This window comes from Stutzerimonas tianxiuensis (genome assembly GCF_053470365.1).
The window spans coordinates 475,486-492,708 of the sequence record NZ_JBPVWS010000002.1 but is presented as its reverse complement, the minus strand read 5'-3'; the positions used below and the strand labels follow the sequence as shown (position 1 = coordinate 492,708).

General features: G+C 61.1%; 16 protein-coding genes and 2 riboswitches. Of the genes, 4 read left to right on the top strand and 12 right to left on the bottom strand.

All coding sequences use genetic code 11. From position 1 onward, the window contains the following. Window positions 1–32: 32 nt before the first annotated feature. The 10 genes from ACSSNI_RS04940 to ACSSNI_RS04895 all read right to left on the bottom strand — a co-directional run bounded on the left by ACSSNI_RS04940 (window position 33) and on the right by ACSSNI_RS04895 (window position 11,819). Window positions 33–1,298 carry a D-amino acid dehydrogenase gene (locus ACSSNI_RS04940; RefSeq protein WP_200639523.1) on the bottom strand — a complete coding sequence of 422 codons (1,266 nt, stop codon included), beginning with the start codon at window positions 1,296–1,298 and terminating at the stop codon, window positions 33–35. Between the two features lie 62 nt (window positions 1,299–1,360). Further along, window positions 1,361–1,447, bottom strand: a riboswitch (glycine riboswitch). 4 nt (window positions 1,448–1,451) lie between these two features. Next, window positions 1,452–1,549, bottom strand: a riboswitch (glycine riboswitch). A 204-nt stretch (window positions 1,550–1,753) separates the two neighbouring features. Further along, on the bottom strand, window positions 1,754–4,873 hold the full coding sequence (locus ACSSNI_RS04935; protein WP_200639522.1) for a hybrid sensor histidine kinase/response regulator: 3,120 nt from the start codon (window positions 4,871–4,873) through the stop codon (window positions 1,754–1,756). 196 nt (window positions 4,874–5,069) lie between these two features. Then, on the bottom strand, window positions 5,070–5,420 hold the full coding sequence (locus ACSSNI_RS04930; protein WP_102836373.1) for a hypothetical protein: 351 nt from the start codon (window positions 5,418–5,420) through the stop codon (window positions 5,070–5,072). 158 nt (window positions 5,421–5,578) lie between these two features. Continuing rightward, entirely contained in the window at window positions 5,579–6,988 is a 1,410-nt protein-coding gene (locus tag ACSSNI_RS04925; protein ID WP_200639521.1) for a DegQ family serine endoprotease, read from the bottom strand. A 285-nt stretch (window positions 6,989–7,273) separates the two neighbouring features. After that, window positions 7,274–8,536 (bottom strand): DUF2254 domain-containing protein, encoded by a 1,263-nt coding sequence (locus tag ACSSNI_RS04920; protein ID WP_200639520.1) that lies wholly within the window; start codon window positions 8,534–8,536, stop codon window positions 7,274–7,276. A gap of 98 nt (window positions 8,537–8,634) precedes the next feature. Beyond that, window positions 8,635–9,303: an HAD family hydrolase gene (locus ACSSNI_RS04915; RefSeq protein WP_200639519.1), complete on the bottom strand. Its 669-nt coding sequence runs from the start codon at window positions 9,301–9,303 to the stop codon at window positions 8,635–8,637. A gap of 123 nt (window positions 9,304–9,426) precedes the next feature. Further along, on the bottom strand, window positions 9,427–9,900 hold the full coding sequence (locus ACSSNI_RS04910) for a DoxX family protein (protein ID WP_200639518.1): 474 nt from the start codon (window positions 9,898–9,900) through the stop codon (window positions 9,427–9,429). A 21-nt stretch (window positions 9,901–9,921) separates the two neighbouring features. Then, on the bottom strand, window positions 9,922–10,701 hold the full coding sequence (locus ACSSNI_RS04905; protein ID WP_448258977.1) for an HvfC/BufC family peptide modification chaperone: 780 nt from the start codon (window positions 10,699–10,701) through the stop codon (window positions 9,922–9,924). After that, window positions 10,682–11,527: an MNIO family bufferin maturase gene (bufB, locus tag ACSSNI_RS04900; RefSeq protein WP_418952679.1), complete on the bottom strand. Its 846-nt coding sequence runs from the start codon at window positions 11,525–11,527 to the stop codon at window positions 10,682–10,684. The genes ACSSNI_RS04905 and bufB overlap by 20 nt, the downstream gene beginning before the upstream one ends. A gap of 19 nt (window positions 11,528–11,546) precedes the next feature. Further along, window positions 11,547–11,819: a BufA1 family periplasmic bufferin-type metallophore gene (locus ACSSNI_RS04895; RefSeq protein ID WP_102836367.1), complete on the bottom strand. Its 273-nt coding sequence runs from the start codon at window positions 11,817–11,819 to the stop codon at window positions 11,547–11,549. Between the two features lie 218 nt (window positions 11,820–12,037). Between ACSSNI_RS04895 and ACSSNI_RS04890 the strand changes: the two genes are divergently transcribed. The 3 genes from ACSSNI_RS04890 to ACSSNI_RS04880 all read left to right on the top strand — a co-directional run bounded on the left by ACSSNI_RS04890 (window position 12,038) and on the right by ACSSNI_RS04880 (window position 13,918). Further along, a complete protein-coding gene (locus ACSSNI_RS04890; protein ID WP_200639515.1) occupies window positions 12,038–12,604 on the top strand; it encodes a sigma-70 family RNA polymerase sigma factor in 567 nt (188 codons plus the stop codon). Next, on the top strand, window positions 12,601–13,242 hold the full coding sequence (locus ACSSNI_RS04885; RefSeq protein WP_200639514.1) for a DUF1109 domain-containing protein: 642 nt from the start codon (window positions 12,601–12,603) through the stop codon (window positions 13,240–13,242). The genes ACSSNI_RS04890 and ACSSNI_RS04885 overlap by 4 nt, the downstream gene beginning before the upstream one ends. A gap of 88 nt (window positions 13,243–13,330) precedes the next feature. Next, on the top strand, window positions 13,331–13,918 hold the full coding sequence (locus ACSSNI_RS04880; protein ID WP_200639513.1) for a LysE family translocator: 588 nt from the start codon (window positions 13,331–13,333) through the stop codon (window positions 13,916–13,918). Here the strand turns inward: ACSSNI_RS04880 and ACSSNI_RS04875 are convergent. After that, the gene (locus ACSSNI_RS04875; RefSeq protein WP_200639512.1) at window positions 13,900–14,778 is read right to left on the bottom strand and encodes an AraC family transcriptional regulator; all 879 of its coding nucleotides are present in this window, start codon (window positions 14,776–14,778) and stop codon (window positions 13,900–13,902) included. The two genes, ACSSNI_RS04880 and ACSSNI_RS04875, sit on opposite strands and share 19 nt — an antisense overlap. Window positions 14,779–14,896: 118 nt before the next feature. After that, a complete protein-coding gene (locus ACSSNI_RS04870; RefSeq protein ID WP_200639511.1) occupies window positions 14,897–15,859 on the bottom strand; it encodes a hypothetical protein in 963 nt (320 codons plus the stop codon). Between the two features lie 165 nt (window positions 15,860–16,024). Here ACSSNI_RS04870 and ACSSNI_RS04865 point away from each other — a divergent pair, with 165 nt between their 5' ends. After that, complete coding sequence (locus tag ACSSNI_RS04865; protein ID WP_234484561.1) at window positions 16,025–17,194, top strand: DUF1615 domain-containing protein; 1,170 nt, start codon at window positions 16,025–16,027, stop codon at window positions 17,192–17,194. Window positions 17,195–17,223 lie beyond the last annotated feature (29 nt).

Sequence of the window (17,223 nt, the reverse complement as noted above, 5' to 3'; positions counted from 1 at the left end):
GGCTGCAGCCAGCGCAACAGCCGTCATACGCTTCAGGCGTGGGCGGGCTGGCCGCTAGCCGCGGTCGTCGATGAGGCGCTGCCCATCGAATCGCTCACCACGTCACCCAGCATGTCGGCGGTGATGGCGCACAGCGTCCAGCCCAGGTGGCCATGACCGGTGTTGTAGAACACACAGGGTGAACTGCCGCGGCCGACCTTGGGCATCATGTTCGGCATCATCGGTCGAAGGCCGGCCCAGGGGACCACACTCTGGGTACTGACCCCTGGGAAGCACTCGGCTACCCACTCCACCAGCGGACGGATCCGATCCGCGCGAATGTCACGGTTATAGCCGTTGAACTCGGCGGTGCCGGCTACCCGCAGGCGGCTGTCGCCCAGGCGACTGGTGACCAGCTTGGTTTCGTCATCCAGCAAGCTAACGGTAGGCGCCGAGGCGCGGCTGGTCTCGTCGTTGAGGTTCACCGTGATCGAATAGCCCTTGACCGGGTAAATGTTCACCCGATCGCCGAGTTGCGCAGCCAGCGCGCGGCTGGCGGTTCCGGCGCATACCACCACGCCATCGAAGATTTCGGTTTCGTCTCCACCCGGTGTAGCGAGCGTCACCCTTGCTTGGCTGCCGTTAGTCGACACGCCTTTCACTTCCTGACCGTAACGGCATTCGACACCCAAGCGTATGGCCGCCGCTGCGAGGCCGTTGGTGAACATGTGAATGTCGCCAGTGGAATCGCACTCGGTGTAATAGCCACCGTAGTATTTCCCTGCCAGCGTCGGCTCGATAGCCCGCATCTCGTCGGGTGTCACGCTACGCCGCGGTAGCCCGCCTTGCGCCAATAAGCTGGATACCTGGCCGGCATGGTCGTAGCCGGCCTTGTCACGGTAGATGTGCAGGATGCCGGCCTGTTTCAGGTCGAAATCGATGCCCTCTTCCTCGGCCCAGGCGAACAGGTGCTCGCGAGCGGCAATAGCCATGCGAGCCGTTTCGATGGTGTTCTGGCGGTATTGCGGAATAGAGCCGATGAACTCGGCGAACCAGGACAGCTTGTGCCAGCTCGGTTTGGGGTTGACCAGCAGAGGCGCGTCGCTCTTGAGCATCCACTTGATGCCCTTGAGGATGGTTGACCAGTGATTCCAGACCTCGGCGTTGGAGGCGGACAATTGGCCGCCGTTGGCGAACGAGGTTTCCATCGCCGCGTAGCGATGCTTTTCCAACAGCGTGACGGCGAAACCGCGCTTGGCCAGCGCGTAGGCCGTAGTGATGCCGGTGATACCGCCACCAATGACAGCGATCGTTTTCATGCTTACAGCTCCAGAACGTCAAGGGGTCAGAGCCCGTCCACACTATGCGGATCAGGCGCCCCCTCTGTTCTGGACCTGAGAGTTTCACGAGCACCGCTCGCTTGCTCCTTCGGTGCGACGGGCGACGATGGCCCGACGGCTCTTCAGAGTTCACCCGTGATAACGGTCCTTTTGCCTGAGAGTTTCCGGGGCGGTTGCTCCTTCGGCGCTGCACACGGCCAAACCGTTGCAGTCTCTCCCGATATCACTTCAAAGCCATGAACACTTGCTCACGGCAGTCTTGTCACAAGCACAATGCGCGCCACTCAGCACTGGTACGCCACGGCTGCAGCCAGCCCTATGCCAGGACTGGATACTGCACCGCCACAGCTCAATGTCCATGCGAGTCGCAAGCGGATGCTCTTTTCTAGCGCAGTAGCGAGACAGAAGCTAGCCTACCCCAACATCGCCTAACCTCAACCGCCGACTACGGCGATCAACCGACGCAGGTCGACTGGCTTGGTCATATGAATATCGAAGCCTGCGGCTAGAGCCTGCTCACGATCGCTCGGCTGGCCCCACCCGGTGATGGCGATCAATCGCACACTGGCGCCGCCTGGATGAGCACGGATCGCCCGCGCCACTTCGTCACCCCGCTGGCCGGGCATGCCAATGTCCAGCACAACCACCTCCGGTTTGAGCTGCAGGTAACGCTCGAAGGCTTCGATGCCATCAAACGCCAGGTGTACCTCGTGCCCTTCCAGCCGCAAGATCTCGGCCATGGTCTCGGCAATGTCCCGGTTGTCGTCCGCGACAAGAACGAGCCTTTTGTTCAGGGTGATGCTTTCGCTGACGTCATCGTCCGTGCCTATGCTACTGGCAGGCAGCACCGGCAGGGTCAGGATGAACTCCGAGCCGTGACCCAGCCCTTCGCTGCGCACCCGAAGGTCTGCTCCGTGCAGCTTCGCCAAGCCTTTGGCCAATGCCAGGCCGATGCCGAGGCCGGAGTTGATGTGCGATCCGGCGACCGGCACCTGAGCGAACCGTTCGAATATCAACCTGAGATTTTCACGCGCAATACCCACCCCGTTATCAATGACCGAGACCTTGGCGGTTTCGCCGTCCCGAGCTGCCGTGATGCGAATGCAACCACCATTGGGGGTGAATTTCGCGGCATTGTTGAGCAGGTTGGTCAGAATCTGCTCGAGACGAAGCGGATCGGCGTCCAGCAGGATGGGCGTGGCCGGCAGCGTCACTATCAGCTCATGTTGCTTCGCTTCAATCTTCTCTCGCGCCGTCTCGACAGCCGCCTCGATGACATTCCGCAGATCCAGCTGCTCCTTTCGCAGGGCCAGCTTGCCAAGCGTGATACGGGAAATGTCGAACAGGTCGTCGAGCAGCAGCGCCATGTGCCGTACCTGCCGTTCGATGATCTGCTGGCTGCGGATCTTCTGCGCATCGCTTGCCGCTGCTGAACCGAAAATCCCGGCAGCCAGGCGAATCGGCGCCAGTGGGTTGCGCAGCTCATGGGCTAAGGTTGCAAGGAATTCATCCTTGCGCTGCGCAGATTCACGGATCTCCTGCTCATGCTGCTTGGCCTGGGATACGTCAGCGAACCACACGGCCAGGCGCTGCTCGAACGGCGTCGCGATCACCCGCACCCAGCGCTCGTTTTCGAACGCCGTGCTACGGAGTTCCAGATCGCACGGCTGCTGAAACCGTGCCACCTCCAACAAAGTTTCCAAGGCTTGCGGATTCGCAGCATCGCCAAGCACCTCGCGTAGCCGCCGCCCAGTCAGTTCGGCGACTGTTCCGCGCAAGCTGGTTGCGCCGGTAAGGTTGATGAAGTCGAAGCGGAAATCATCCACCTCGCCCGCCGGGTTCCGCTGGGGATACAGGATTGCGAAGGGCACGGTGGAGGAGTTGAGCGCGACCTGCAGGCGCTGCTCGAACATGCCCGCCTTGGTCTGCGCCCGCGCCCGGTCAATGAACACCGCGGCGATCCCGGCTGCGAGATCGGCCAGACGAATCTCCCGTGCGGTGGGTAGCCGAGGAGCTGGGCCGTGCACCGTGATCGTTCCGAGCACACTGTTGTCGCTGTGCCGAATGGGTGTGCTGTGCACCGAGCGGAAGCCTTCGCTGCGCGAAATGGCTACCAGATCGCCGAAGCGTGGCTCGGTCTCGGTACTGGCCAGGGTCACGCGTGTCCCATCCTTTACCGCCATGCCACAGGGACTTGAGCCGGGCTCAAGGTTATCCATGAATGTCAGCGAGTCATCAGAAAACCCCGTCGAAGCATGGATGCGCAGCGGCGACGAGCCATCGCTGAGCATCACTAGCCCGTGCGAGGCGCCGTGAAGAGTGCAAAGCGCATCGAGAATGGCCTGCAACTGATCGTCGAGCGCGGGCATCTGCAGCAGGCGATTACTCAGGTCCTGTAGCAACTCCAGGTCGCTGACCTGCTGCGTCAGATCCTGCTGCGCTATCTCCAGCCGCGAAAGCATGTTGTCCCGCTCGGCCTCGCTCGACAGACGCGCCTGCGCGGCGCTTTCCAGCGCCCGACCGACCTCACGGATTTCTTCGATCTCGCTCTTGGGCGCCTGAAATGCCTGCCCCTGGCCGATAGCCTGAGCCGCGCGCCGCAAATGCCTCATCGGGACGTTGATTCGCCGAGTTGCGAACAGTGCTGCGGCCACCGCAAACACTAGCGACAGCAGAAGTCCACCACCGTAAAGCGTGTAGGCCCGCGTCGCCCCGGCTTCGACAGCCTGGGTGGGCACCCCGGTCGCCACCACCCAGCCGGACGGCTGCAATCTCACGAACGAGGTATAGACCGAATTGCCTTCCATGGTCGTAGAGAGGCCGATGCCCTCTTCGCTGGAATTATCCTGCAGCATGGCCGCTAGCGTAGCCGAAGCCGGCATGCCCAGCGTCTGCTCGTGATGCAGTGATCGCGCGATACGCGTTCCGTTGGAATCCAGTACGGTGTTGACCCAACCGGTCGGCAGCCTGCGGTTTGCAATCACATCGGCGACCGCTTGTGGACTGAGCACCGCGGTCAATACGTACTGAACCACATCGCCTTGCTGGACCGGCACTCGCAGAGGGACACCCCAGATACCGCCGGGTCCCCGGCTCATGCTCCCGACCTGCGGTTTGCCCGTTCGAATCAGCTCGGTAAAGCTGCGCCGCTCGGCCATAGTTTTGGAAGCTGGAGGATTGTGCAGCGATACTCGCCTTAACACCTCGCCTTCCGGACTCAGGATCAGCAAGGCATACCAGCTGGGGACCGAGGGCAACACGCGGCGAACCATATCGGCGAAGCCATCAATATCGCCGTTATCCAGTAAGGGCGACTGCGACAGTGCCTGGAGCACGTTGAGCGACCGGCTCAGCTCTACTTCCACGGCGGTCGCGGCAAGGCGTGTCGCTTCAAGGCTGCGCTGCTTGGCCAGCTCTGTCTGTTCGGAGACGATCGAGAGCATACCCAGCCCTGCGACCAGGGCCAGCGGCAGAATTCCCGCCAGTGCGATGGTCAACAGACGGCTGCGCAACGGTACCGACCGTCCCGATTTGGCTCCCGGTGCGTGATTCAAAATATCGTGTCCTTTGACGCCTAGACGGATCAGCCGCGAAATATTCTGCCGAAACGGGTACAGCGTGGCGCGCAGCGCGCTAGCTTAAGCGATCGGTAGATGGCGCGCATTGAATTGGAATGCCGGGTGCCAAACAGGTTCCATCTACCCCCTGGGCGTGCCCTGGCATGCAGTACCCCAGCTGGAGTGCCCGACGTCATTCGTCTCGGATGCAGGTCAGCAAGGCATTCAATGTTGAATCACCGTATTCGCCGCTCATCGTGAGCGCACGGCGCCCTTCCGGCGCGATGATGGTGATGGGCGTGCTATCCAGGCCAGGCGAGGCTTCGGTTTCTCCGGGATGGAGCTGGCACGCGACTTTGAAGCGCTCGTGATTGGTGATCAGAACCTGAACTAGCCCGGACTCGATTCCGGGGCCGGGATCTGTCTCCAGCTCACTGACCTCGACATCGACACGCAAGTCATTCAGCTCACGTTCAAGATGCAGCGGCTCGGCCATGGCCACCGCAGGTACTAGCAATAATCCCAGCGTCAGGGACGGATTCATGGAAACCTCCAGAGCGTGGTTCAAACCATATGGAGCCACTACCGGGCCGGGGAGTTCGCGACCAACGCCGCGAAGCTTGGCCTTGCACTCCCTGATATCCCTCTCTAATGCAAGAAGGCCCGCACATGGCGGGCCTTCTTGTCTTGCTTGATGACCGCTTACTTGGGCAGCTTGAAGGTGATGAAACTGGCGCGACCTTCACGCAGTACCCGCATCGAAACAGAGCGGTTCTTCGGCAGATCCTTGACCACCTTAGTGAACTGCTTGACCGAATCGATCGCTTCGTTGTTCAGGTGCGTAATGACGTCACCCGGGCGCAGGCCGATCATCGCTGCCGGGCCCTGGCTGATGTCGCGGATCACCACGCCGCCGGAGATCTCCAGCGCCTGACGCTGCGCATCGGTCAGTTCGGCGACCGAAACGCCGAGGCGATTGGCGCTCTGCGTGTTGGCACCCGAGCCATCGGCCAAAGCCACGACGTCACCGTCTTCCGGCAGCGCACCGATGCTGATGTTCAACGTCTTGCGCTGGCCATCACGCACCACTTCCAGCTTGGCTTTGCTACCGGGTTTCATCGCGCCAACCAGATGCGGCAGATCACCGGACATATCGATCGACTTGCCGTCGACGCTCAGGATCACGTCGCCTACTTTCAGTCCGCCCTTCGCTGCAGGTCCACCATCCATCACCTGCGCAACGAGCGCACCAGCGGGACGATCAAGCCCGAACGACTCGGCCAGATCCTTGTTCACTTCCTGGATGACTACGCCAAGCCAACCGCGACTGACCTTGCCGTCATCGCGCAGCTGATTGGCCACGTCCATGGCAACATCGATCGGGATCGCAAACGACAGCCCCATGAACCCACCGGAACGGGTGAAGATCTGCGAGTTGATGCCTACAACTTCGCCTTCAAGGTTGAACAGCGGGCCGCCGGAGTTACCTGGGTTGATTGCCACGTCGGTCTGGATGAAAGGCACGTAGCTCTCGTTCGGCAGGCTGCGACCTTTGGCGCTGACCACGCCAGCAGTCACCGTATGGTCGAACCCGAAGGGCGAGCCAATCGCGACCACCCACTCCCCTGCTTTCAGCTCTTCGGAGCTTCCAATCTTGACGGTCGGCAGGCCGTCACCTTCGATTTTCAGCAAGGCCACGTCGCTGCGCGGGTCAGCACCCACCAGCTTGGCTTGCATCTCGCTGCGATCCGGCAGGCGAACCATGATCTCGTCCGCGTCGGCTACAACGTGGTTGTTGGTCAGAACATAGCCGTCTTCGGAAATGATGAAGCCCGAACCCAGCGATTGAGCTTCACGACGACGCTCGGGTTGCTGAGGCATCCCACGCTCGAAAAACTCGCGGAACATAGGCGGGATGCCCTCAAGATCAGGCATCTGTGCCTGCGCGTTGCCGCGCATCGGCTGCTTCTGCTTGGTGCTGATGTTCACCACTGCGGGCGAAGCATCCTCGACCAGAGGTGTGAAGTCCGGCAGGTCAGCGTGGGCAATGAGCGTCTGTCCAAACAACGCCACGCCGGCCACGGCAGCCAGGAAGTTTCTACGAAGAATCATAGTGACGGGTCTCTCCACGATGAAAAAATGGGGTTAAAAACGACCGGTCTCGCGCCACAGCCGATCCTGGTCAAAAAAAGCAGCGGGTTGCCGCATGCACAATGGCTGACTCTAAGCTGACAGCCGGGCTGCGGCAAACCCACCCAAGGGAGCTGGCTGTTCCGTCAGCCTGAAGCAGACTTTACGCGTAAGACAGTCAGCTAGGTGTGTAGCGGGCGTAAAGGAAAAGTAAGGTTTTACACACAGCACTCACTGGAGCGATCGCTCCGATAGTCGGTAACCCCGCTAGCTCGAAACGTCTAGCAGCCCTATCTCCTGCGCTGCCTGTCGAACCCGTTGATAGTCATCAGGCAGCGACAACCCTGCCTCTGCGCGTTTGAGCGACAACCGGGCATGATGGTTCGCTGCAAGCGTCATAGCCGCGTCGCCAAGTCGCGCAAGCGATGCAAATGCCTGCTGCAAGCGAATTCCGACTTCGACAACCGCCGCACCGTCACGCGCAATAGGCGTAAAGAAATCGTCGAGCATGTCCGCTACGGTCAGCCCCGGCGCGAATACCCGGTCGAACTTCGGGTCTTCCGGCGGCGTCGGCCTGGACAGGTGCGACAGTACGCGAACGCCTCGGCCAATCACATCAACGGCGGTGCCTTGATCGTTGATTCCAGGCGACAGTGCACGCGAGGCGACCTCGGCCATCACTATGACGCCGTAGCGGGGGTCTCGGTCGAAGGTCCGCTGCGCGCCGATCACAAACGCATCGCGCAGCGCATCGTCGCAGTCTTTATCGATCCCCACCGACCAGGCGATTGGCTGCGAGGGCTCCACAAAGATGCCCGGAAGTACACAGATGTAGACCGCACAACCCTCCGTCTCGGTCAGCTCGCCCAGCGCAGGCATGTCGATATGCTGGACGAAGCCGATCTTGTTCGAGAACAACGGGCGTGCGCCCGGCAGGGCTTTGGGATCGACGTCTAGTGGGCGACCGCCCAGAAACGGCTGTTCCATCCGCTGGCACAGCGCCTGGGTGGCGGCCTTCTCGACTCGGGCCGTCGTTTCGGCGACTCGGCCAAGCCCGGATAACTGATCGATCCAACGCAACAGCGCGTAAAGCACCAGGGCGACCACGACGATCGTCGCGGCGAACAGCACCACGCGGCCGTTATCACCGTATAGGCCGGTGCTCAAGGCGATGATGCCGACCAGACTGAAAATGAATGAACCAATAAAAGTGGAGAGCGTGTTCTGCGTCGTGGGGTCCTCTACCAGCAGAGAAATGGCACGTGGCGTGACATTGTTCGTCGCTGAGCCATAAGCCGCCACCATGATGCTTAGGGAAAAGGTGGTGACCGCCAGCATGCTGGACGCCAGTACACCCAGGATGTTGTCGACGGCATCGGAACCAATCTTCGTTGATAGATCATCCGGGATGTAGGGAGCCACCACCAGTGCTACCAGTGCAGTGGCTATTCCCAACACCGAATACAGGCTGGCCCGGAACCAGGGTCGCTTACTGATGCGGATTACAAACCACTTCCAACGCTCGACCATTTGGTACTCACACTCCATTCGTTTCAGTACAGACAAGCGTACTGAAGGACCGTTGCGTGGGATCCGCGGTTTCTTCGTGCAGTCTCGTTCAACAGTTGTTAGCGGGCCAATGCCTCGACTGCCGCTGGCAGGTCACGCATGTCATTGATCACGGCGGCCACGCCCAACTCCCGCAGCGCCTGGTCATGCCCGGCGGGGATATGGCTGGCACCGGTGAAGCCGATTACCTGCATCCCGGCTGTTCGTGCCGCCAGCACGCCGGTAGGGCTGTCTTCGACGACAAGACAATGGCCAGGCGCGACGCCCATGCGTTCGGCCGCCAGCAGATAGACGTCGGGCGCCGGTTTGGGCGAGCGAACCATTTCAGCACAGAAGATGTTGCCAGCCACCCGCTCGACCAGGCCCGCACGCTGCAAGGATGATTCAACATTATGTAAACGGCTGTTCGACGCCACCGCCAACGGCAGCTTGATCGCCAGCAGCGCCTCGCGCACGCCGGGAATTGCCTGCACTTCTTCCGCCACGACCTTCTCGCTCTGCCGACGCAGATCGGCATCGAAGGTTTCCGGCATGGCCAGGCCGAAGCGCTTTTCGATCAGATCGATGATGCTAGGGACGGTCAGACCGAAAGTGCCCTCCAAAGCGGCATGCAGTTGCTCGGCCGGAACATGCAGGCTCAGCGCTTCGAAGAGCACGCGGTGGCTGATGATTTCGCTGTCGACGATGACGCCGTCACAGTCGCTGATCAGCAAGTCGATAGAGGCCATCGAATCTCCGTGATTGATGCGCAGAAAGGCGCGGCGACTCCGGTTTGGAGACAGCCGCTTGGACTGCACAGGCAGCGTTGAGTTTAGCCTGCAACGCTAAAGCGACCGTTCAACCACGCCGCCTCAGCGAATGCCCAACATCCGGTCTGCTGACCACTGCCCCGCACCGCGTCCGATAACAAGCACCATCAGCCCGATCCAGGTCAGGTGCGTGGGCCAGGCATCGGGGTATACGAAAAGCTGGATCACCAGCGTCATGCCCAGCAGGGCCAAGGCTGATAGCCGCGTTAAGAGCCCGATTACCAGCAGAAGCGGGAACAGATGCTCGGCATAAGTGGCCAGATGCGCTGCCAGCTGAGGCGACAACAGCGGAAGCGCGTACTCGGTTTCAAACAGGTTGAAGGTGCTGGGTTTGATCGTGAGAAATCCGCTGACCTTGGTTCGCCCCGAATAGAAGAACACCGCGGCGATGGCCAGCCGCGCCACCAGGCTCAACGTCGACTCGCTGACGTGGTGCTGCAGCCATAAGGCGAGTCGATTCCAGTGCTGCAACGGGCTCGATGTCGGGCTCGCTGGGTTCCTGTGCAAGGTGTGCATGTCGGTTACTCCAGTGGGTTATCACTCGGCGGGGAAGAGCTGGGCTGCAAACAGACCCGCCAGCAAAGCGTTGAAATCCAGCGCGGGCTGGGACTCGAGCGCGAGATCCGATGCGCTGGCAAGGGTATGGCCATCGGCACAGGCGTCGAGAAAGGCGCAACCGCCAAGACTCAGGGGCTGCCAGACGACCCGGTTGTCTCGCCTGCAGAGCAATGTGCCCTCGCCCTGCCAGAGCAGCGGATCGGGCAGCTCGGCGCGTTCGCGGTTGCAACGCCACAGGGTGAAGGCCGGCATACCGGACCAGTGCCAGTGCGCCGCTGCGCTGGGTCGCAGACGCAGTTCGGCGAGTTGCGCCGGCGCCATCGAACTCAGCGTATGCAATTCAAGGCGGGGGTGTTCCGGAGCGGCAAAGGCTAAAAGCCACAGCTGATCGAGGCGCGCGACCTCGGCGAGGTAAGGCAAGTCGCGGGCAGGTTCGAATCGTTCAAGAAAGTCTGCAAAGCGCTCGCCATAGCGAACCAACTGCGGTTGGGTCGGAGGGCACTGCTGTGCAAACACGCGCGCTGCCGCACTCATCCACTCGGCACCCACCAGTCGTTCGACCGTCGGGAAGTTCGCCCGCAGCGCATCGACGCACCCCTTCAGCACGGTGTTGCGGTAGACCGCGAACCCTGGTTGCGCCGCCAGCCTCGCCAGCCAATCAGTGGGGGGATTGGCAGCAGAAGGACCAGGGCCCATGGGTTCGTCGGTCCATAGCGCTTCAGCCAAGCCATCCTGAAAATCAGCGAGCGTGAGCGTCATGTCGCCCCCTTTTCTCAAGCAGCCGCTGCGCATGGTCGCGCTCGATCAGCAGCTCGGCGAAGGTTGGCAGCTGGTCATCACGTTCGATCAATGTGGGTCGTGTGCCGATACGCTCGATTAATCGGTCATAGAGCGACCAGACGGCGGCCGCTATCGGCGCGTCGTGCGAATCGATCAACAGTCCTGAATGCGCGGAGCTGTCCTGCCTATGCCCGGCCAGATGCACCTCCAGTACAGCTTCAGCGGGAAAACGATCGATATATGCAGCAGCATCGAAGCCGAGATTGTGAGCGCTGACGTGTACGTTATTGACGTCCAGCAACAGGCCGCAGCCGCTGCGACGGGCCAGCTCAGCCAGAAACTCGATTTCATCCCACTCATGTCCCTCGAGGCGCAGGTAGTGGCTGGGGTTTTCCACTGCGATCTGCCGACCCAGCACCTCCTGGGTGCGCTGGATGTTATCGACGATTCGAGCCAGAGCCGCCTCGGTTCGCGGAAAAGGCAACAGGTCGGGGTTGTACTGACCTCGCCAGGCAGACCAGGCCAGGTGTTCGGAAACCAGTGCCGGCCGAACCCGCTCGATCAATGACCTGAGGCCTTGCAGATGGGATTCGTCCGGCGGGCAATCGGCAGCCAGTGACAGCGATACGCCATGCAACGAAAGCGGATGACGCTCGCCGATGGCGTCCAGCCAGGCCAGACGGGGGCCGCCGCCGAGCATGTAGTTTTCCGGATGCACTTCGAACCAGAGGCCCGGCGCGGCACAGTCGTACGCCGGCTCGTAATGCTCGGGCTTCAAGCTAAGACCTGCTCCCAGAACTGACATGCTCATGCGGCGGCTCCTGTCAGGACTCGATCGGCGTCAGCGAGCCCATGCCTTCGGGCGTCTTGATTTCAGTGCAAGTACCGGCCGGTACTTTTTTCCAGGCATTGCCCTGGTAATCCACTTTCGAGGTGCCGGCGCAGCTGGTGCCGGCACCAGCTTTACAATCGTTTTGGCCGGCGAGCGCGACGCCGTAGCATTTCTCCATGGCGCCTTCGGTTTTTTCAGCAGCCGTGGCGCCGGCGGCGATGGATGCAAGGGCAACGGCTGCTGCAGCAAGGGCGAGATTATTCATTTGATGTTTCTCCAGGCTGTGTGGCTGACAGTGGTTTACTGGCAGCTCGACCAGTAATTCGCCCTGTTCGGTCGCTCGGTTACAGCGGGAGCAAGAAATATATTTTTGAGATTTCTTCCATCTCGTCCTACCGTAGCGGCACGCCGCCACCCTGTCGTGGGTTGGATGCAACGGGCGCACAGCATCGTTTTTTTCCTTCCGTGTAACCAGAGCGACCGATGCAACGAACTACCAGTCATGAGGCGCTCAAGGCACGCGAAGCCCACCTGCAACAGCTATTACTGCTGGGGCTGGACGGCGACGAGGAGGCCTATCGGCAATTCTTGACGCTGCTCGGCGCGCATCTGCGAAGCTTCCTCAGGCGCCGACTGCAATCGCCCGAGGTCGAAGACCTGTTGCAGGAAGCCCTGCTGGCGGTGCACAACGCCCGGCATACCTATCGCCGCGAGCAACCGGTGACCGCCTGGGTACAGGCGATAGCGCGTTACAAACTGATGGACCATTTTCGAGCCCATGCAAGGCACGATGCCTTGAACGATTCATTGAGCGACCAGGCAGAGCTGCTGGCCGACGAAGATCACCAGGCGCAGCAAGCGCAGCGGGACCTGGCCCGACTGCTCGAACAACTCCCGGACAAGCAACGCTTGCCCATTCTTCACGTCAAATTGCAGGGGCTTTCGGTGGAAGAAACCGCTCGACGCACCGGGCTTTCGGCATCAGCGGTCAAAGTGGGCGTTCACCGTGGCCTGAAAGCGCTGGCCGCCCTGATTGGAGGACATCGATGAAGACCGACGAGCTGATCAACATGCTCGCCAACCACGCACCGCCCGTGGATCGGCAGATCGTCGCGCGACGCTTTGGGACCGCCTTGGTCATTGGCCTGGTGCTGGCATTGCTGCTGTTACTGACGGTCTTCGGTATTCGCCCGGACATCGGCCAAGTCGCGACGACACCGCTGTTCTGGGCCAAGCTGGCGCTACCGGCAAGCCTGCTCGCCGGCGCTTTGCTGGTAACTACGCGGCTCGCCAGACCAGGAGCGCCTATTGGTAACGGCTGGGCCACAGTCGCATTGCCGGTGATAGCAGTTTGGCTGGCAGCGTTGGGCCTGTTGCTCAGCGTCTCGGCCAACATCCGTTGGGCACTGATATTCGGTGAAACCTGGCGAGTCTGTCCGCTAAACATTGCGCTGCTGTCGATTCCCACGTTCGCCTGCGTGTTCTGGGCGATCCGTGGTTTTGCGCCGACCCGGCTGCGTCTCGCCGGCGCAGCTGGGGGGTTGCTGGCCGGCTCGATGGCAACGCTTGCCTACAGCCTGCATTGCCCGGAGATGAGTGTCGCTTTCTGGGCCGTCTGGTATGTGCTTGGCATGCTCATCCCCACCGCCGTCGGCGCCCTACTCGGCCCACGGCTGTTGCGTTGGTAAACCGTACAACGCGCATTTTCTTCAATACGACGGCTGTGTCCGCTCCTATTGTCGCGCTGGTGTTCAAGCGTACGTTCAGGAGTTTTCGATGAGTCTTTTGCTGTCTATGGCCGCCTTCGCGCTGGCGTCCTCGATATCACCCGGCCCGGTCAATATCGTTGCGCTCAGCGCTGGCGCGCAGTTCGGCTTGCGCCCAGCCATGCGCCACGTCAGCGGCGCGACCCTTGGCTTCACGCTGTTGCTGTTGCTGATCGGGCTGGGCCTGAACCAAGCGCTCGATCATTGGCCCTGGCTGACGGAATCGATCAGGCTGGCTGGCGTGGCTTTTCTGCTGTACATGGCGTTTCGGCTGGCGGCGGATGACGGTCGTCTGAATGCAGACAAACCTGTGGTGCCGCCGACCATGCTGTATGGCGCAGCAATGCAGTGGCTCAATCCCAAGGCCTGGCTGGCTTCGGTCGCGGGAATGGGCTTGTTCGCTGCGGCCGGCGATGCGCCTTCGGTATGGCGATTCGCCGCGGTCTATTTCGTGATTTGCTACGCCTCAGTAGCCTGCTGGGCGTATGCCGGCACCTTCCTGCGGCATTACCTTAACGAGCCCGCACGAGTACGGCTGTTCAATCGGCTGATGGCAGCGCTACTGACCGCCTGCGCGACTTACTTGCTGCTGACCTGACGGATGTTGTGGTGCACGTTTTGGCCCCCTGTTCGATAGTGCCCGGGCGTGGCGGCCAGCAGTTGCTTGAAGGCGCGCTGCAGGTGCGCCTGGTCGGCAAACCCCGCAGCCAGCGCCACATCCGAGATAGGCCGGCCGCGCCGCAGTTCGGCGCGCGCGAACTGCACGCGCCGGTTGGTCAGATACGCATGAGGGGTCATCCCGAAATGCTTTTTGAAAGCGCGGATGAGACTCGACGGTGAGACGCCCGCAATCAGGCTGATCTCGTCCAGCTTGAGGGAGCGCTGATAATTGTCCGCAATGTATTCAGCGGCGCGCTGCAGCTTTAGATCGCTCACTGGAACCTCAACGTCGAGTCCCAATCGCTCGTGCAGCTGGGAGAAGAACGCTACGGCGCCCGTCTCCTTTTGCAGCAAGTCGGCGTTGTCGTCGATGAGTACCGCATGAAAACGGCGAAAACCAGCCTGCAGCAGCGGGTCGCGGGTCATTATCGGGGCGAAGCGGCGAAAATCCATGCCATCCATGCCCAAGCCGTCCTGCAGTTCGCTCAACCATCGGGTCTCGACGTAGAGCATGCGATACGCCCACGGCTGGTTCTGGATCGGATTGCAGGCATGCACGTCGCCGGGGTTCATCAGTACCAGCGTGCCGGCCTCGATGCGGCACTGATGATCGCCGTTGATATAGGCACTGGCGCCGCGGTCGATCAAGCCGATGGAAAAGGTTTCGTGACTGTGCCGTGCATAACAGACGCGGCGACCATCTTCCACGCTGCGCGACTCGATGAACGGCAGCGCCGCGTCGCGCCAGAAGCTGGACCCGGAAGCTGAACGAGATTGCGCGGGGATGTGCTGATGCATGTTCGAGTCTGTAACGACACCAGGGAGCCTCAGCGTAGCCGAAAACCGCGCCAGTGTTGGGCAACCCACTGTGTTTCGGCATGGCGAGCAATGATCGTCTAGGCAACAAGAACGGTCATCAAAGAATTTCCAGACCCTCGCATTTGTAATCACCGATGAAGATATCGTCCAGAAGCACCTCCCCGTCGAGGTTGAAGCAGAACAGATAGCTCTCGGTTCGATCACCGATTTCGACGCTTTTCAGGCCAATGCATTCGTTGGGATGGCCCGGCAGGATCTTGAACGAGGAGATGCCCCGTTCAGGAATACGCTGACCAACTTCCAGGGTTCGGATCTGGCTGAAATCCTCATTGGCAATAATCAATGTATTGGCCCCGCGCTCCCGCCCATCTACTGCCTCGTCGAAGGGCTCAGTCGAGATTTTGCGCGGAAAGAACAGCCATTCGCGGCGAAAAGGATGCCATTCAGCCGCCTCATGAATCACATAGCCGTCTGGCCCGACGCCGAGCGCATCGCGGATGCGTTGATAGCGACCCGACCAGTCCACGCTCTGCACGGCGTAATGCCGGTCAAGCAGCTTTATCCACTCCTCGGCGGCGTTCTTGCCGTGGCTCCCGACGACCAGCTGATCGTTGTAGAGCGTTGCCCACTCCGCCTTGAAGCCCTTGAAGGCCTCGTCGCCGCTGCCGGTCATGAGAATGTTTCGGGGCACCAACTGATTCTGGTCGCGTATTTCACAGACCAATCCGGTGCGGTCGTCGAAGGTCACCAAGCGTTTGCCGAACATGGCCAGCTCGGAAAACTCGGCGCCACGACCGCCCTCGGCGATGAGGCTTACCAGCTGGAACTCACCACCCTCTTGCTCCGGGATATCCTCGAATCGGTAGTGTGGCTTGCCCGTCTGCGGGTCGATGTCACGGTGCAACCGATCATGGCGCAGGGTCGATTGCCAGCCGATCTGGCCGCAGTCCAGTTCAACCTGGGAGGCGTGGTCCTCATCTGTGATGATGGCCAGCATGTATTCACGGGTGGTGCTGTCGTAGCGTTCGAGTCGCCGAACGTCGAAGTGCGATTCGCTCATGAGGTAAGGTGCTCGTCTCAGGTTGGCGCCACCGGCACGCCGGGGGCTCGTCTGGTTTCGGACAGCACGCACCACTCAAGTTCACCAGCAATCGCATCAGCTGCGGCAGAACGGCTGCGTCTGTTTTACTGTCCGAACCTGCACCACGTATTCAGACGGGACCGCATGATTTTTCTGCTCTCCAAGCGGCCGGCCTCGATTGCCGACTCGCACGCGCCTACCTCGACCCTTTCTACCTGGGCCAAGCGCCGGCTCGCCATTACTGCGGCGGGCGCCTTGCTGGCTGGCCTGGCCGGCTGCGGCACGCAAAAACCTGAGATCCCAGCGCCTCGTCCGGACGAAGTCCGCGCCAAGATCGCTCGGCTGATCCCCAGCACCATCCCGAATCGCCAGGGCTGGGCTACCGACATCTACGCTGCCTTCGATGCGTTGGCGATCCCACCGACCAATGAAAACCTCTGCGCTGTCCTGGCCGTGACGGTGCAGGAATCCACTTTCCAGGCGACGCCACCGGTCCCGGGCCTGGCCAAAATCGCCCGTGAAGAGATCTACCGCCGCGCGTCCCGATTGCATGTCCCCCGCTTCATTGTCGACGCGGCTCTGGACGTTCAATCACCCAACGGCAAGACATACAGCCAGCGCCTTGCAGCGGTGCGCACTGAAGAACAGCTAAGCGCGATCTTTGACGATTTCCTCGGGATCATGCCGCTCGGCAAGCAATTGTTCGGCACATTGAATCCGGTCAAGACCGGCGGCCCGATGCAAGTCAGCATCGCGTTCGCTGAAGACCGCGCACGTGACTATCCCTACCGCCGGGAAGGCTCTATTCGAGATGAGGTGTTCACGCGCCGCGGTGGCATGTACTTCGGTATCGCACATCTGTTGGATTACCCCGCCAGCTACACACAGCCGCTGTACCGCTTCGCAGACTTCAACGCCGGCTGGTATGCCAGCCGCAACGCCGCATTTCAGGCTGCAGTCAGCCGCGCCAGTGGCATCAAGCTGGCCATCGATGGCGACCTGATCATTCATGGAAGCAGCAAAGCCGGCCAGACCGAACGTGCGGTTCGCTCGCTGGCGGGCAAGCTCGACATGAGCGAGACGGCGATCCGCAACGCCCTTGAACGCGGCGACACACACGGATTCGAGAAAACCATCTTGTATGAACGAGTGTTCGCACTAGCCGAAAAACGCGCCGGAAAGCCCCTTCCCCGCGCCGTGCTTCCCGGCATTCGCCTGGAAAGCCCGAAAATCACTCGCAACCTGACGACTGCCTGGTTTGCCAATAGGGTCAACGACCGCCATCTGGCCTGTATGAAACGCGCCGGCAGCTAGCGGGAACATTTTGTTACCGGCACCGTTCG

Excerpts from the sequence above, each read along its gene's own strand:
- ACSSNI_RS04940 (WP_200639523.1), bottom strand. The coding sequence starts at position 1,298 with ATGAAAACGATCGCTGTCATTGGTGGCGGTATCACCGGCATCACTACG.
- ACSSNI_RS04930 (WP_102836373.1), bottom strand. The coding sequence starts at position 5,420 with ATGAATCCGTCCCTGACGCTGGGATTATTGCTAGTACCTGCGGTGGCC.
- ACSSNI_RS04925 (WP_200639521.1), bottom strand. The coding sequence starts at position 6,988 with ATGATTCTTCGTAGAAACTTCCTGGCTGCCGTGGCCGGCGTGGCGTTG.
- ACSSNI_RS04920 (WP_200639520.1), bottom strand. The coding sequence starts at position 8,536 with ATGGTCGAGCGTTGGAAGTGGTTTGTAATCCGCATCAGTAAGCGACCC.
- ACSSNI_RS04915 (WP_200639519.1), bottom strand. The coding sequence starts at position 9,303 with ATGGCCTCTATCGACTTGCTGATCAGCGACTGTGACGGCGTCATCGTC.
- ACSSNI_RS04910 (WP_200639518.1), bottom strand. The coding sequence starts at position 9,900 with ATGCACACCTTGCACAGGAACCCAGCGAGCCCGACATCGAGCCCGTTG.
- ACSSNI_RS04905 (WP_448258977.1), bottom strand. The coding sequence starts at position 10,701 with ATGACGCTCACGCTCGCTGATTTTCAGGATGGCTTGGCTGAAGCGCTA.
- bufB (WP_418952679.1), bottom strand. The coding sequence starts at position 11,527 with ATGTCAGTTCTGGGAGCAGGTCTTAGCTTGAAGCCCGAGCATTACGAG.
- ACSSNI_RS04895 (WP_102836367.1), bottom strand. The coding sequence starts at position 11,819 with ATGAATAATCTCGCCCTTGCTGCAGCAGCCGTTGCCCTTGCATCCATC.
- ACSSNI_RS04890 (WP_200639515.1), top strand. The coding sequence starts at position 12,038 with ATGCAACGAACTACCAGTCATGAGGCGCTCAAGGCACGCGAAGCCCAC.
- ACSSNI_RS04885 (WP_200639514.1), top strand. The coding sequence starts at position 12,601 with ATGAAGACCGACGAGCTGATCAACATGCTCGCCAACCACGCACCGCCC.
- ACSSNI_RS04880 (WP_200639513.1), top strand. The coding sequence starts at position 13,331 with ATGAGTCTTTTGCTGTCTATGGCCGCCTTCGCGCTGGCGTCCTCGATA.
- ACSSNI_RS04875 (WP_200639512.1), bottom strand. The coding sequence starts at position 14,778 with ATGCATCAGCACATCCCCGCGCAATCTCGTTCAGCTTCCGGGTCCAGC.
- ACSSNI_RS04870 (WP_200639511.1), bottom strand. The coding sequence starts at position 15,859 with ATGAGCGAATCGCACTTCGACGTTCGGCGACTCGAACGCTACGACAGC.
- ACSSNI_RS04865 (WP_234484561.1), top strand. The coding sequence starts at position 16,025 with ATGATTTTTCTGCTCTCCAAGCGGCCGGCCTCGATTGCCGACTCGCAC.